Raw genomic sequence first — 14961 nt, forward strand, 5'->3', positions numbered from 1 at the left:
CATCCGGAAAACTGCAGTTCAAAGACAGGAGCAAATTGACGCATTTCGACATCATCTTTCAATGTCGAAACGACATCACCAGCGCGGGCGCGCAGCCGCCTCGCGCCCCAGCTTGCAACAGGATACGAACGGCGGAGTCGACCATGCATCAGGTTTCGTCCAATCGCGCGGCCATCCCGGCGCGCACCCGGCCGGTCGCGCGCCTGCCCCGGTCGACATTCCTGCTGGCGACCGCGCTGGGCAGCGCCACGGTCGTCGTCCCGTCGCCGGCGACGCAGGCGCGCGCCGCCGAGGCGAACGCCGACGCCGAGCAGGTGATCGTCACCGGCACGCGCGACCCGCACCAGACGGCACGCAAGAGCGTCAGCCCCGTCGTCGTCATTTCCGCGCGGCAACTGTCGCAGACCGGGCAGGCGGACGTGCGCGACGCGCTGATCCAGATGATCCCGTCGATGACGCGCTCGAACATGAATATCGGCAATTCCAACATGACCGACGCCATCCAGCTTCGGGGGCTGACGCCGAACCAGACGCTGGTGCTGGTGAACGGCAAGCGCCGCCATACGACATCGGTGATGACCGACTACACCGGGCCGCAGCAGGGTTCCATTCCCGTCGACATCGACATGATTCCCGTCTCGGCCATCGACCATGTCGAGGTGCTGCAGGACGGTGCCGCGGCCCAGTACGGGTCCGACGCGATCGCGGGCGTGGTCAATATCATCCTGAAACAATCCAGCCGCGCCCTGACCGCCCAGGCCATCAATGGCGGCTATTATTACGGCGACGGCTTCACGTCGGGCGAATCCGTCAACTGGGGCACCGACCTGGGGGGACGCGGCTTCTTCGACCTGAGCGCCGAATACAAATACATGGACCATACGGACCGTGGCGGACCCGACAACCGCACCGGCCTTTACGACAACCATATCCTGGGCAACCCGCGCCAGCAGCGCGAGACCATTTCCTACAACATGGGATATGACGTCACCGAAAACATCCAGCTGTATTCCTTCGCCAGCTATGGCCATGTGAACGGGGAATCGTACCAGAACTTCCGCACCAGCGCGATCCTGCCCGAAGTCTATCCCAACGGGTTTTCGCCGCAGATTACCCTGGCGCAGAACGATTATTCGTTCACCGGCGGCTTCAAGGGCCACCATCTGGGCTGGGACTGGGATGTCAGCACCACGTACGGCGGCAACGCGGCGGATGTCGGCATGTTCGATACCGTCAACCCGGACCTGTACCAGGCCACCGGCGCCACCCCCACGACCTTCGATCCCATGATGACGTTCAACGACACGGAATGGACAACCGATGCCGGAATCCGGCGCGGCTTCCACCTGCCCGTGCTGGCAAGCCCGCTGAACTTCGCCCTTGGCGCCCAGTACCGTTACGACACCTACCAGGTCGGCGCCGGCGAGCCCGCGTCCTATTACGGCGGCGGTCCGGCGGCGGATGACGGGCTGTCGCCGATGTCGGCGTCGAACAGCCATCGCGACGTCACGGCCGGGTATCTCGACCTGTCGACGCAGCTGATCAGGAACCTGCAGCTGGACCTGGCCGGGCGCATCGAGCATTATACCGATGTCGGCAATACCGAGACGGGCAAGGCCGCCCTGCGGTACGACATCAACCCCGTGATCGGCCTGCGCGGCACGATCAGCAACGGCTTCCGCGCGCCGTCGCTGGCCGAGGAGCATTATTCCAATCTCGGCGTCTCGCCGACCGGCGCGTCGGGCATCCTGCCCGTGAATTCCCGCTCGGCGATCCTGCTGGGGTCGCGCCCGCTGCGCCCCGAACGCTCGATGAACTATTCGGTCGGGCTGGTGCTGAACCCGGCGCCGCGCCTGCATATCGCGATCGACGCCTACCAGATCGACATGCGCCATCGCATCACCCTGGGCGGGGTGTACAACGGCGAACAGGCCATCGACGCCCTGGAGGCCGGCGGCTTCGGCCTGCCGAGCGGGCTGATCCCCGCGGACGTCACCGCGCAGTATTTCGCCAATACGTCCAACACCCGCACCCGTGGCGCGGACATCACCGCGACGTACCAGACGCCGCTCGGCCGCTATGGCTCGATCAACTGGGACGTCGCGGTGAACGTCAACGAGACCCAGATCACCCATATCGACGACGACCAGAACGGCAATCCGCTGCTGAATGCCCTCTACCAGGGGTTCATGACCAGCTATACGCCGCGCAACAAGCAGATTTTCGGCGGCACCTGGAGCAACGGCAAATGGTCCGTCGCGCTGCATGAGATCCGCTACGGGCACGTCGTGTCGCAGCAGCAGTATGTGACGGGCCCCTATGCCTATTCCAATTCCGTCTACCTGCCCTTCTACCAGGCGCCGCGCGCCGCGACGAATATCCTGGTCGGCTACCAGGTGACGCCGTCCTGGCGGGTTGCGCTGGGGGCGAACAACCTCTTCAATGCGCGGCAGAGGACCGTGCCGTACGACACGAACTATCTCGGCACGCAGAAATTCAATTTCGATGTCCAGCAGATCGGGTTCAACGGCGGGTATTACTACTTCCAGATCAACTACAGCATGCTGTGACGCGTCCGGGGGGAGGACAGGCCATGTCGGATGTCATCGTCATCGGTTGCGGGATATCGGGCGCCGCGACCGCCTATGAGCTGGCGAAGGCCGGGCGTTCGGTCACGATCGTCGAACGCTATCACCCGGCGGCCATGGCCAGTGGCTGGACCCTGGCCGGCGTGCGCCAGTCCGGGCGCGACCCGCGCGAATTGCCGCTGGCCATGGCCGCGGTCAGGATCTGGGAACAGCTGGACCGCGAACTGGACGCGCCGACCGGCTACACGCAGGAGGGCAATCTGCGCATCGGCGTCGCCGACGCCGACATCCCCCGCCTGCGCGACATCGTGGCGCAGGGCACCGCGCAGGGGCTGGACCTGTCCTTCCTGCCCGACAGCGCCGCGATCCGCGCCTTCGCGCCGGCCATTTCGCCCCATGTCGCCGCCGCCAGCTATTGTCCGACCGACGGCCACGCCGACCCGGACCTGACGGTGAACGCCTATCTGCGCGCCGCCGGGCGCCTGGGCGCGCGGACGCGCTTCGGCGAATGCGTGCAGGCGATCGAAACCCGCGGCGGCCGGGTCAGCGGCGTGCGCACCGACACGGGCGTCCTGCCCGCCGATGCCGTCGTGCTGGCCAGCGGCGTGTTCGGCAACGACCTTCTGGCGCCGTTCGGGCTGTCCGTCCCGCTGGCCGTCAAATGCGTCACCGTCGTCAGGACGCGGCCCACCGTTCCCCTGCTGGCGCAGGTCCTCTCGGTCGCCGATGCCAGCAATGCGGAGGCCGCCTGCGCCGGGCGGCAGCAGAATGACGGGGCGTTCCGTTTCACCAGCGGCATCGAGGATTGGACCGAGCAGCTTGTCGAACGCGCCGGCCGGCCCGTCATCGCGCCGAAGGCGGCCGCCCTCGCCGCGACGATCGGGAGTTTCGGGGCGGTCGTCCCGGCCAGCCTGGACCTGGGCGTCGAGAGCTTCTGGTGCGGGCTGATCGACCAGACCCCCGACGCCCTGCCCGTCCTGGACGGGGTCGATCGCGTCGCGGGCCTGTTCCTGGCGCGCGGCTTCTCGGGGCACGGATTCTGCCTGGGGCCGGTCACGGGCAGGATCATGGCCGCGCTGGTGAACGGCGAGGCCCCACCGCTGCCCATCGGGGCCTTCGCGCTGTCGCGCTTCGGCGAGGCGGAGCAGGTTCGGTTCGATCCCGTGACCCTTCACGGCTAGGCGGTGATGACGGGGTTCCTTCTCCAGAAACTGGGCGTCAACTGCCTGCTGCTGGTCCTTGTGTCGATGGTGGGGTTCGTCCTGGTGCATGCGACGCCCGGCGGCCCGCTGGCGCAATTCGCCCTGTCGCCGGGCATGACCAGCGCGCGGCTGGCGGAAATCGCGCATGGCATGGGGCTCGACCGGCCGCTGTGGCAGCAATATCTGCACTGGTCCGCCCGGCTTGCGACCGGCGACTGGGGCCGGTCCTATCGCGACCAGACCCCGGTCCTGACCATGATCTGGCTGCATCTGGGCGCGACGGCGCAACTGGGGCTCGCCTCGCTCATCCTGTCCTTTCCGCTGGGCGTGGCGCTGGGGATCGTCGCCGCGCTGCGGGCGGGCACGCGGACGGAACATCTGGCGTCGCTGCTGTCGGTCGTCCTGCTCTCGCTGCCGACCTTCTGGCTGGGGCTGGTCTTCATCTACGTCTTTTCCGTGCGCCTGGGCTGGTTTCCGGCCGGGAACCTGACCACGCCGGGGCATGGCGCGTTCATGGACCATCTGCGGCACCTGGCGCTTCCGTCGCTGACGCTGGGACTGGTCTCCGTCCCGCTGTGGAGCAGCTATACCCAGGCCTTCGCCGGCGACATCTGGCGACAGGACCATATCCGGACGGCACGCGCGCTGGGCGTCCCGGCATGGCGGATCGTGGTACTGCACCTGCTGCCCGAGGCCCTGCTGCCGCTTATTCCCGTGGCCGGCGTCTATCTTCCGACATTGCTCAGCGGCGCGCTGGTGACGGAGACGGTCTTCACATGGCCGGGCATCGGGCGGCTGCTGCTCGACAGCCTGCAATATCGCGACTACCCGGTGGTCATGGGGCTGCTGGTGTTCAGCGCGGCCCTGGTGCTGCTGTGCAGCCTCGTCGCCGAAATCCTGCATCATCTCTGCGATCCGAGGCTGCGGGGATGAGCGGCGGCATGGTGTCGCACGGCGTGTGGCGACGGATGACGGCCGGGCGGGGCGGGGTCATCTCGCTGCTCTATATCGGGTCGATCGTATTCGCCTGCTTCTGCGGCCCCTTCCTGCTGCCGTTCGGCCCGACGTCGATCGACCTCCATCACCGCTTCCTGCCGCCGCTTGCGCACGGGCATGTCCTCGGCACCGACGAGATCGGGCGCGACCTGCTGGCGCGCGTGCTGCGCGGCGGCCGCGTGTCGCTGATCGTGGGCGTCGTCTCCACGGTGCTGAGTTCCCTGATCGGCACGGTGGTCGGCATCGTGGCGGGCTACAGGCCGGGCGGGACGCGATTCCTGATCACGACCGTCATCGACACCGTGCTGTGCTTTCCCGTCATCTTCCTGCTGCTGACGCTGGCGGCGATCCTGCATCCCGGCCTCGTCACCATCGTGGGCATCGTGACACTGGTCAGCTGGATGGAGGTCGCGCGCGTGGCGCAGGCGCAGACCGTCCTGGTCCGCCAGATGGATTATGTCACCGCCGTCATGGCCATGGGCGCCCCGGACCGGCAGATCCTCTTCCGCGAGATCCTGCCGAACATCGCGCCCGCCATCATCGTGAGCGCCACGCTCAACATCGCGCGCGCGATCCTGCTGGAATCCTATGTCAGCTACCTGGGATACGGGATCCAGCCGCCGGAGGCGAGCTGGGGCAACCTGCTGAACAACGCGCAGGAATATCTCGAATCCGATCCGTGGCTGGCGGTCATTCCCGGCTTCGTCATCGCCCTGACCGTCGCGATGTTCAATGTCCTGGGCGCCGCGCTGCGCGAGGCGATCGCGCCGGGGCGGCGGGCATGACCGCGCCGGGGGGCGGCCCCGTCCTGCGCGTCCGCAAGCTCGGCGTCAGCTTCGGCCAGACCAGCCTGGTGGACGGCCTGAATTTCGACGTCGGACGCGGGGAGATCGTCGCCCTCGTCGGCGAAAGCGGATCGGGCAAGAGCGTGTCGTCGCTGGCCATCCTCGGCCTTCTGCCCGGCGCGGACATTTCAGGGTCGGCCGTCCTGCATGCCCCCGGGCCGGCCGGGGATCGGGACGGCATCGAACTGCTCGGCCGGCCCGAACGCCTGCTGCGCCCGCTGCGCGGCAAGCGGGTTTCCATGATCTTCCAGGACCCGATGAGCAGCCTGAACCCGATCCGCACCATCGGGGCCCAGCTGCGCGAAATCCTGGCCCTGCATGCCGGCCTGGACGGCCGGGCGGCGGAACGGCGCGCGGTCGACCTTCTGGCGCAGGTCGGCATCGTCGACCCCCAAGGGTGCATGCGCCTGATCCCGCAACGGCTGTCGGGCGGCATGCGCCAGCGCGTGGTCATCGCGCTGGCCATCGCCGGCGGTCCCGACCTGCTGATCGCGGACGAGCCGACGACCGCGCTGGACGTCACGATCCAGGCGCAGGTGCTGCGCCTGCTGCTGGACCTGCGGGCCGACATGGGCATGGCCATGGTGTTCATCACCCACAACCTCGCCGTCGCCTCGGCGATCGCCGACCGCGTCGTCGTCCTCTATGCCGGGCAGATCGTGGAGGACGCGCCCGCCGCCGCCTTCTTCGCCGCACCCCGGATGCCGTACAGCCGGGGCCTGCTGGCCGCGGCGCCGGGGCTGGACCGCATCGCGTCCGGCGCGCGGCGGCTGGGAACGCTGCCGGGCCAGGTGCCCCCGCCGGACGAACGCGGCGCGGGCTGCCGTTTCGCGCCGCGCTGCGCGTGGATGATGCCCGACCCGTGCGCGCGCCGGATGCCCGCGCTGGAGCACGTAGCGCCCGCCGGGCCCGGCGGCCCGCCCCATCTGGCCCGCTGCGCCCGGCTGGAGGAGATCGGGGAATGACGGGTCCCGTCCCGCCGGATCCGGTGCCCCTGCTTTCGCTGCGGGGACTGTCCAAGACCTACCTGCGCCGCGACGGCCTGCTGACCCGCCCGCGCGCGGTCGCCGCCGCGCGCGATGTCACGCTGGATATCGCGCGCGGCGAAGTGCTGGGCATCGTGGGGGAATCCGGCTCGGGCAAATCGACGGTCGGGCGCATGGCGATGCGCCTGCTGGAGCCGACGGCGGGTGCGGTCCATCTGGACGGCGCGGACATCACGCATCTGTCCGAACAGGCGCTGCGGCCGCTTCGGCACAAGATGCAGATGATCTTCCAGGACCCGTCGGCCTCGCTGAACCCGCGGCAGAGCATCCGCCAGATCCTGACGACGCCCCTGCGCCTGCGCGGCGTCGCCGGGGCCGACGCCACGCAGGAGATGCTGGAGACGCTGGCCCTGGTCGGGCTGGGCCCGGACGTCCTGGGCCGCGCGCCGTCGACCTTTTCCGGCGGCCAGCGGCAGCGCCTGAGCATCGCGCGGGCATTGCTGATGAAACCGGAGCTGATCGTGGCCGACGAAGCGGTCTCGGCGCTGGACGTGTGCGTGCAGGCGCAGATCGTCAATTTGTTCCGCCACCTGCGCGACCGGTTCAACCTGTCCATCCTGTTCATCGGCCACGACCTGGCGGTGGTGGGCGTGATTTCGGACCGGATCGCCGTCATGTATCGCGGCACGCTGGTGGAAATCGCCCCGACCGAGCAGCTTTTCCGCCGCCCGCGCCATCCCTACACGGCGCGCCTGCTCTCGGCCGAGCCCCGGCGCGGCGTCCTGTCGGCCCCCGCCCCGCCCGCCACGCCAGCCGGGCAACACGCCCCGGACGGCTGCGTCTTCAGCGCCCGATGCCCCCATGCGGCCGACGCGTGCCGGACGCGGCAGCCGGCGCTGGCCCCGGTCGCGCCCGGCCATCGTGCGGCGTGCATCCGGACGGATCTCGACCTTGAAGGCATCCTGCCCCACAGCAATTGAAAGGTTCCCGCCCCATGGGTCCCCAGGTCAAAATCGTGCAAACGGACGACGTCCTTCCCGAACGCGCGGACGTGGTCGTCATCGGCGGCGGAATCGTCGGCGTCAGCACCGCCTATGAACTTGCCAAGCGCAAGATTTCGGTCGTGCTGTGCGAAAAGGGCACCATCGCGGGCGAACAATCCAGCCGCAACTGGGGCTGGGTCCGCCGCAACGGGCGCGACCCGCGCGAGATTCCGCTGATGGTCGAGAGCTTCCGCGCCTGGGACGAATTCCGCAGCCGGGGGATCGACACGGGCTTCACCGTGTGCGGCGTCCTCTCGCTGGCCAGCACCGATGCCGATCGCGCCCGCCACGAACAATTCGTCGAGGACGCCCGCCCCTACCAGCTGGGCAGCCGCATCGTCACCAGCGCCGAAATCCACGAGATCCTGCCCGGCTACGCGGGCACCGCGCGCTCGGGCCTCTACAACCCGACCGACGCGCGCGCCGAACCCCAGCGCGCCGCGCCGATGATCGCGCTGGCGGCCCGCGAACTGGGCGCGACCGTGCTGCAGAACTGCGCCGTGCGCGGCATCGATCGCGAAGGCGGGCGCGTCAGCGGCGTCATGACGGAAAAGGGCTATGTCCGCACGTCGCGGGTCGTCGTGGCCGGCGGCGCATGGTCGCGCCTGCTCTGCGGCACGCTGGGCGTGACGCTGCCGCAGCTGAAGGTCCTGTCGTCCGTCTGCCGGACCGCGCCGATCGCAACCCTGCCGGATACGTCGGCCTATCTGGGTTCGGTCGCCTATCGCCGGCGCGACGACGGCGGCTACAACATCGCCCCCAGCACCGGGCTGAGCGTCCCGATCGTGCCCGACCTCTTCCGTTTCGCCCGGCACTATCTTCCGGCGTTCCGGGCCGAGCGCAAGGCGGTGTTTCCACGATTGGACAACAGGTTCCTGATCGAACTGGCGACGCCGCGCACCTGGCCCGTCGACCTGCCGACGGTTTTCGAGAAGACGCGCATCCTCGATCCCCGGCCGAACGTGCGTCTGACCCGCGCGGCGGTCGCGCGCCTCGAAACGCTGTTCCCCCAGGTCGGGCCGATCCATGTGCTGCAGCACTGGGGGGGGCTGATCGACGTCATGCCCGACGCCGTTCCGGTGATCGACGGCGATGTCGGCGTTCCGGGGCTGACGGTCTCGACGGGTTATTCCGGCCATGGCTTCGGGATCGGGCCGGGGGCCGGGCGGCTGACGGCCGACCTGGCGACCGGGGCGAACCCCGTCGTCGACCCGACGCCGTTCCGGCTTTCGCGCTTCTACGACGGCTCGCCCATCCGCATCGTGGGCGGGTTCTAGGGCCGCGATGACCGCCCCGCACACCGGCCGCATCATCCCCTGGACGCGGCGGCGGCTGCTGCGCCACGGGGGGGCGCTCGCGGCGGCCTCGCTGGCTGCGGCCGCCCCGTTCGCGGCGGCGCGCGGCGCCGACCCGAAGCGGCCGATCATCGTGGGCCTGTCGCAGGAGCCGACGGTCTTCCATCCCCTTCTGCCGCATATCGAGGTCGATGACGGGCTGCTGATGAATCTCTTCAGCGCGCTGTGGTTCATCGACGAGACGGGGATGCTGCAGCCCGACCTGGCCGTCACGGTGCCTTCGATGTCCAACGGGGGCATTTCCCCGGACGGGCGGGACTGGCGCGTCACGCTGCGCCCCGACGCGACCTGGCATGACGGCCAGCCGGTCACCGTGGCCGATATCCTCTTTACCCTGAACTGCCTGCGCGATCCGGCCTTCCCCGCGTTCAGCCGCACGGGCGTGGAACTGATCGACGACATCCGGCAGACCGGCCCGCATGAGCTGACGTGGCGGATGCGCGCGCCCTACGCCCCGCTGCCCGCCGTGCTGGCCAGCGTCATGATCGTTCCCGCGCATCGCCTGGCGCATGACGGGGACCGGCAGGCCTTTTCGACGGATCCCGTCGGGTCCGGGCCCTTCATGTGGGGCGGACGCATCCCGTCCGAGGAAATCCGGCTGGCCGCGAACCCGCGCTGGCATCTGGGCGTGCCCGGGGTCGACAGGGTCATCATCCGCTACATCCCCGATATCACCGTCATGTTCACGCAATTCGAAACCGGGGAAATCGATTTTCTGGGCATGCAGGGCATTCCGCCGGACCGCTATGCGCAGGCGCGCGCACTGACCGGGCGCCGTCCGATCCGCGCGCCGCAGCCCTTCATCGAAGGCATGGCGTTCAACCTGGGCCGGCCGCAGTTCCAGGACCCGGCCGTGCGGACGGCGATCTACGAGGCGATCGACAAGGACACCATCCTGGAGACCATCTGCGAGAATGTCGAACAGCCGACGGAATCCTTCCTGCCGCGCGAATCCGCCTATTTCGATGCCGCGCTGCCGCCCCACCGCTTCGACCCGCAGGCGGCGCGCGAGCGGCTGGACCGTGCCGGCTGGCGGCCCGGGCCCGACGGCGTGCGCCGGCGCGACGGCATCCGCCTGGAATTCACGAACGCGACGACCGCGGGCAACCCCATCCGCGCCCAGATCCAGGAGGTGATCCAGGAATCGCTTCTGGATATCGGCATCGTCATGAGGATCGAGAACCGGCCCGCCGCCGTCATGTGGGGCGCGTACTGGACCCGGTCGCAGTTCGACAGCGCGCTGGTGTCGGTCGATTACATGACCGGATCGGACCCGGACGCATCGCCCTATTTCCAGTCCGATCGATCCCCGGCCCGGGGCGGCGCGGGGCAGAATGTCTTCCAATATGCCAATCCGGAGGTGGATGCGCTGTTCGCGCGCGCCAACACCAGCTTCGATCACGCGACCCGCGTCGCCGCGTTCGCGCGGATCCAGCAGTTGATCCGGCGGGACCTGCCGCTGCTGCCCTTCTACCAGGTGATGAACATCGAGGGCCTTGTCGACGGGCTGGACAATTACCGCAGCAACGTCAACGTGCGTTCCAACCTGTGGAATCTCGCGCGCTGGCGCTGGGCGTCGTGAACGGGGGCCGGAACGGCCGGCCCCCGTTCAGCCCGTTCAACCGACCCGGTTCAATAGGAATCCTCTTCCGCGCAGCTGATGGCCAGTTCGGCCACGTTGGCGGTATTGGGCAGGTCGAGGACCGTTCCGACCAGCGCGGCGATATCCTCGGGCTGGGTCATGTTTTCCAGCGGCGTCGACGTCAGGGCCTGCGCCATGTCGGTGGCGACGAAGCCGGGGCACAGCGCGGTGGCGCGGATGCCGTCCGACCAGCCCGCCTTCTTGATGCTGTGCGTCAGCGCCACGGCCGCGTGCTTGGTCATGGCATAGGGTCCCGACACCGCGGACTTCACCCGTTTTCCCGACAGGGAGGCCACGATGACCACGCGCCCCGCGCCGCTTGCGACCAGGTGCGGCCATGCGGCCCGGACCAGGCGCACGGGAGAGCGCACGTTGACCGACAGCATGAGGTCGAGGTCGGCATCCGAAACCTCCAGGATCGAACCGGGAATCATGATGCCCGCATTGGCGATCACGGCATCGATCCGGCCGAAGCGCGCATATGTGGCGTCGACCCAGGCCTGTTCCTGGTCCCGCAGCGCATCGAAGGGATGGACGAACAGATTGTCGTCCGGCGCCAGGCTGCCGACGTCGCGCAGGCCGGCGGACACCCCCCATCCCCGTTGCGCGAGCCCCCGCGCCAGCGCGGCGCCAATCCCGCGATTGGCGCCGGAGATCATGACGATGCGACGTGCCTTGTCCATTCCGGCCTCCATGTCCGATTCTGCTTTTCGACATCATGATTTTGACAAGATGCACCGCAGGAAAGCACACTCCGTTCGATGATGGAACGTTTCGATACTCTTCCGCTCTCGCGCTTTCACTGGCGCATCCTGTTCGCGGGCGCGCTGGGGCTTCTGACGGATGGGTACGTCCTCGGCTCGGTCAGCGCCGCGCTGCCGGGCGTGCAGCAGGCGTTGCGGCTGGATGCGGCGGAAAGCGGCCTCGTCGCGGCGGCGCCGTTGCTGGGGCTGCTGCTGGGAAGCCTGTTCGCGGGCCGGATCATCGACAGCTTCGGCCGGCGCCGTCCCTTCGTGCTGGACATGCCGGTGTTCGCGGTCCTGGCGCTGGGCCATCTGTTCGTGCCGGGCCTGTCCGTGCTGGTCGGCCTGCGCTTCGCCATCGGCTGCCTGCTGGGCGTCGATTATGTCGCGACCAAGATCTATGTCGGGGAATTCATGCCGTCCCGGATGCGGGGGCGGATGATGAGCTGGCTCAGCGTCGCGTGGGTCGGCGGCTATTCGGGGGCGTTCGTCGCGGGGGTCGGGGTGCTCCATCTCGGCCTTGCGTCGCCATGGCGCGTCATTTTCGCCAGCGCGGCGATTCCGGCCGCGCTGGGCGCCGTCATCCGCCATGGATTGCCGGAATCATTCCTGTGGCTGATCGAACGCGGACGCCATGACGCGGCGCGCCGGGTCCTGAACGACCATCTGGGCATCCGCCATCTTCCCGGCGCGCATGCCCCGACGGCGGGTGCCGGACGGGCGTCGGACCTGCTGCGGGCGCCGCACCGGCGCCCCGCGCTGGGCATGTGGATTTTCTATGCCCTGCACAATGTTCCCTATCTCGTCCTGACGGCGTTCCTGCCCCATGTCCTGGCCGACGTGGGCATGTCGGACCCGTTCATGGCGGGGGTGGCCTACGACATGCTGCTTTTCGGCGGCTCCCTGCTGGGGCTGTGCATGGTGGATGCCCTGCCGCGCCGGGTCCTCGCCACGGCCAGCCTGTGCGGGGAGGGGCTGTGCCTGATCCTGGTCGCGGTCCTGCACCTTCCGCCGGCCGGCGCCGTCACCCTTCTCGCGCTGTTCGGACTTCTGCTGACGTCGGCGGACAGCCTGACCTATGTCTATCCGCCCGAAGCGTTTCCGACGCGGCTGCGCGCACTGGGCATCGGCATCACCGTCGCGTCGAGCCGGCTTGTCGCGGCGATCACTACCCAGATGTTTCCGGTCGTGGTGCAACGCTTCGGCACGGCGAGCTTCCTGTGCGCCATGGGAAGCGTTCTTCTGCTGGGCGCCGGGTTCAGCTATGCCCTGCTGCCCGAGACGCGATTTTCGAGCCTGTCCGGCCGGTCGCCGGCCCCGCGATAGAAATCCGCCCCCGGCGCTTCTCCCGGTGCGGGCGGCCGCACCGGGAAGCGCCGTGGACGAGGGGCGTCAGAGGGTTTCGTCTTCCTCGTCCGCGTCTTCATCTTCGTCCTCGTCGTCCTCGAAAACGGGTTCGACCGTTATCGTGGCCGGGTCTTCGGCCCGAAGATCCCGCGCGGCCTGCTCGGCCTCGTCCTCGGTCTCGTACAGCCTGCCCTCGTCCGGATCGTCGCTCCAGCCGTTTTCCGGGTCCCAGAACTCGACCTCGTCATCGGCGACTTCCCGCACCACGAGAAAGCCGACGATCGCCTCGCCTTCGTCACACATAGCGTCCCCCTTGCTTCTGGACGGAGGACGTATGGCGCATGGCCGGGAAAAAGGAAGAGGTCTTGACGAAAATATGCGCCTTATCGCCGTCCGCCCGCATTTTCGAACAGGCTTTCACGCCGCGCCGGTTTCGGGCACCGCGAAGACGCACAGCCGTCCGAACCGTGCGGCAGCCGCCGGGTGCGGATCGGGCTGGGCGCATCCGTCGACGACGTAGGCGATGCCGTGCCGGGCGGCATAGCCCAGGCGTTCGGTCAGCGTATTCAGGGCCTTGATCTCGGTCAGGCGGGTCCGCCACGTCCAGTAATAGGCGGGCGCCCACATCACCGCCGCCCCGTACGGCGAGAACACCCAGGATTGCCGATGGGAAAAATAATTGAAGACGGAGCCGCCTTCGGCAAGCCTGTTCTGATCGGCGTCATTCCTGGCAAACAGGACCGTTCCGCGCGTGATGCCGGACGGGACGAGGAACATGGCCTGCACGGGGGTCCGGGTCCGGGCCCATGATCCCAGGGCCTGCCAGTCGTTCCGCCAGTCGGCGACGGTCCCACTCCATTTCGCGGCATGATAGATGCGCGCGCCGTTGAACAGGACCACCACCAGCAGAAGAGCCGGCCCCGCATAGATGTACCACGGCACGGGAGTGGACCATGGCACGGTCGCGCCCGGCCACAGGCGCCGCGCCAGCAGCAGCAGCAGGGCCAGCGGCATCGCGACCTTGAACGTGCAGGACAGCACGATCAATGCGGGCGCCCCCAGGCCGCGATCGACGCGATCGCGGGAGAAGCTCCATCGGGTCGCCAGGGCCGCGATCGCGATCGCGGCCAGCAGGTGGATCGTGCTGCCCGCGCGCAGCAGATGCAGGTCCAGCAGCATGCGGTCATGCGTGACATAGGGCAGCACGACGCCCGCGACCCAGACCGCGGCGGCGCCGCAGAGCGCCGGTGCCAGGAACGCGTCGGGCGCCCGCAGCATCTGCGCGGCCAGCAGCCCGCAGCAGAAGATGACCGCGAGCAGCCCGATTTCCCGCAGGGGGTTGCTCCAGATCAGGAAGTGGTACGGGAAGAACGATTCCAGAAAGGCGATGTAATCGAAGCCGGGCGTGGGCCGGGTATAGGGATCGGCGAGGATATTGCGCGTCACGGGCGCGGCCAGGATCGCGAAGATCGCAAGGCCCGCCAGGGCCCGCACCAGGAATCCGCGCGGCGTCCAGCGCCCCTTCCGCCACTGTGCCACGATGATGAAGGCCAGCGGAACCGCCGTCCAGACGGCGACGAATGCGTTGAGGAAGAACGTCACGCCGTTCATGGCGAACGCGGTGGTCACCCGCCCGCGCGCCGCCCAGGCCAGCGCCAGCAGGGTCGTGCCGTTCGCGGCCTCGGAATGGGTGAAGCTGGTGATCAGCAGGCCGCCGACGCCCGCGTCCGAAAATCCGTTGAGGGTCGAGGACAGTGCGGCAAGCGCCGTGAACACCAGCCGTTCCCGATCGCCCTCGATCCCCAGCAGGGCCGCCCAGGCCAGCAGGCCGGCAAACAGTATCATCCTCGACAGAAGCTGGAAGATGAAGAGGAGCACATAGACTTCGGGACTATCCACGCGGCCGGAAAGCAGTTGCCAGAATCCGGACGCGTAATAGCGCAGGCTCTGGATGAACGGATCGTTTGCAAATTGCGGTTCGTTGTAGAGACCACCCAGGATCGGCAACTGATAGAAATTATTTTCCTCGCCGGCGGAATATCCCGACAGCATCAGGGAAAAAAGCGCGCCGAACGATACGATGACGAAATCCATCCGCCAGTTCGCGACATGCTGCGCGCGCCCTGCCGCCGTACGCGGCATCAGAAGGGATTGGGTCATGCCGGCACGCCACCGCGAGGGCGGGATCCGGATGGCATCCGGGCGGACACGGGA

12 protein-coding genes are annotated in these 14961 nt (G+C 68.3%); 9 read left to right on the forward strand and 3 right to left on the reverse strand.

The window, feature by feature from the left end:
* The first annotated feature begins 143 nt into the window (after positions 1 to 143).
* The 8 genes from HLH28_RS10905 to HLH28_RS10940 are packed head-to-tail and all read left to right on the forward strand — an operon-like array spanning position 144 to position 10597.
* Positions 144 to 2570, forward strand: coding sequence for a TonB-dependent receptor plug domain-containing protein (locus tag HLH28_RS10905; protein WP_182958889.1), 2427 nt, complete (start codon positions 144 to 146; stop codon positions 2568 to 2570).
* A gap of 23 nt (positions 2571 to 2593) precedes the next feature.
* Positions 2594 to 3769, forward strand: a complete 1176-nt coding sequence (locus tag HLH28_RS10910) for an NAD(P)/FAD-dependent oxidoreductase (RefSeq protein ID WP_182958891.1) — start codon at positions 2594 to 2596, stop codon at positions 3767 to 3769.
* 6 nt (positions 3770 to 3775) lie between these two features.
* Positions 3776 to 4723, forward strand: coding sequence for an ABC transporter permease (locus HLH28_RS10915; protein ID WP_182958894.1), 948 nt, complete (start codon positions 3776 to 3778; stop codon positions 4721 to 4723).
* The gene (locus tag HLH28_RS10920) at positions 4720 to 5571 is read left to right on the forward strand and encodes an ABC transporter permease (RefSeq protein ID WP_182958897.1); all 852 of its coding nucleotides are present in this window, start codon (positions 4720 to 4722) and stop codon (positions 5569 to 5571) included. Before HLH28_RS10915 ends, HLH28_RS10920 begins: the two co-directional genes overlap by 4 nt.
* Positions 5568 to 6596 (forward strand): ABC transporter ATP-binding protein, encoded by a 1029-nt coding sequence (locus HLH28_RS10925; protein WP_182958901.1) that lies wholly within the window; start codon positions 5568 to 5570, stop codon positions 6594 to 6596. The genes HLH28_RS10920 and HLH28_RS10925 overlap by 4 nt, the downstream gene beginning before the upstream one ends.
* The gene (locus HLH28_RS10930; protein WP_182958903.1) at positions 6593 to 7597 is read left to right on the forward strand and encodes an oligopeptide/dipeptide ABC transporter ATP-binding protein; all 1005 of its coding nucleotides are present in this window, start codon (positions 6593 to 6595) and stop codon (positions 7595 to 7597) included. The genes HLH28_RS10925 and HLH28_RS10930 overlap by 4 nt, the downstream gene beginning before the upstream one ends.
* A gap of 35 nt (positions 7598 to 7632) precedes the next feature.
* Positions 7633 to 8937 (forward strand): NAD(P)/FAD-dependent oxidoreductase, encoded by a 1305-nt coding sequence (locus tag HLH28_RS10935; protein ID WP_338029713.1) that lies wholly within the window; start codon positions 7633 to 7635, stop codon positions 8935 to 8937.
* Positions 8938 to 8944: 7 nt separating this feature from the next.
* Positions 8945 to 10597 carry a peptide ABC transporter substrate-binding protein gene (locus tag HLH28_RS10940; RefSeq protein WP_182958909.1) on the forward strand — a complete coding sequence of 551 codons (1653 nt, stop codon included), beginning with the start codon at positions 8945 to 8947 and terminating at the stop codon, positions 10595 to 10597.
* A gap of 50 nt (positions 10598 to 10647) precedes the next feature.
* On the opposite strand, the gene HLH28_RS10945 is transcribed toward HLH28_RS10940, so the two are convergent.
* Complete coding sequence (locus HLH28_RS10945) at positions 10648 to 11340, reverse strand: SDR family NAD(P)-dependent oxidoreductase (protein ID WP_182958912.1); 693 nt, start codon at positions 11338 to 11340, stop codon at positions 10648 to 10650.
* 78 nt (positions 11341 to 11418) lie between these two features.
* Here HLH28_RS10945 and HLH28_RS10950 point away from each other — a divergent pair, with 78 nt between their 5' ends.
* Positions 11419 to 12726 carry an MFS transporter gene (locus tag HLH28_RS10950; RefSeq protein WP_182958914.1) on the forward strand — a complete coding sequence of 436 codons (1308 nt, stop codon included), beginning with the start codon at positions 11419 to 11421 and terminating at the stop codon, positions 12724 to 12726.
* A 66-nt stretch (positions 12727 to 12792) separates the two neighbouring features.
* On the opposite strand, the gene HLH28_RS10955 is transcribed toward HLH28_RS10950, so the two are convergent.
* Together HLH28_RS10955 and HLH28_RS10960 are read right to left on the reverse strand one after the other, a co-directional pair.
* Positions 12793 to 13050 carry a hypothetical protein gene (locus HLH28_RS10955; RefSeq protein ID WP_182958917.1) on the reverse strand — a complete coding sequence of 86 codons (258 nt, stop codon included), beginning with the start codon at positions 13048 to 13050 and terminating at the stop codon, positions 12793 to 12795.
* Positions 13051 to 13164: 114 nt separating this feature from the next.
* Positions 13165 to 14907, reverse strand: coding sequence for a hypothetical protein (locus tag HLH28_RS10960; RefSeq protein ID WP_182958920.1), 1743 nt, complete (start codon positions 14905 to 14907; stop codon positions 13165 to 13167).
* Between the last annotated feature and the right edge of the window lie 54 nt (positions 14908 to 14961).

Origin of the sequence: Gluconacetobacter tumulisoli (assembly GCF_014174155.1) — a bacterium.
Taxonomy (GTDB): domain Bacteria; phylum Pseudomonadota; class Alphaproteobacteria; order Acetobacterales; family Acetobacteraceae; genus Gluconacetobacter; species Gluconacetobacter tumulisoli.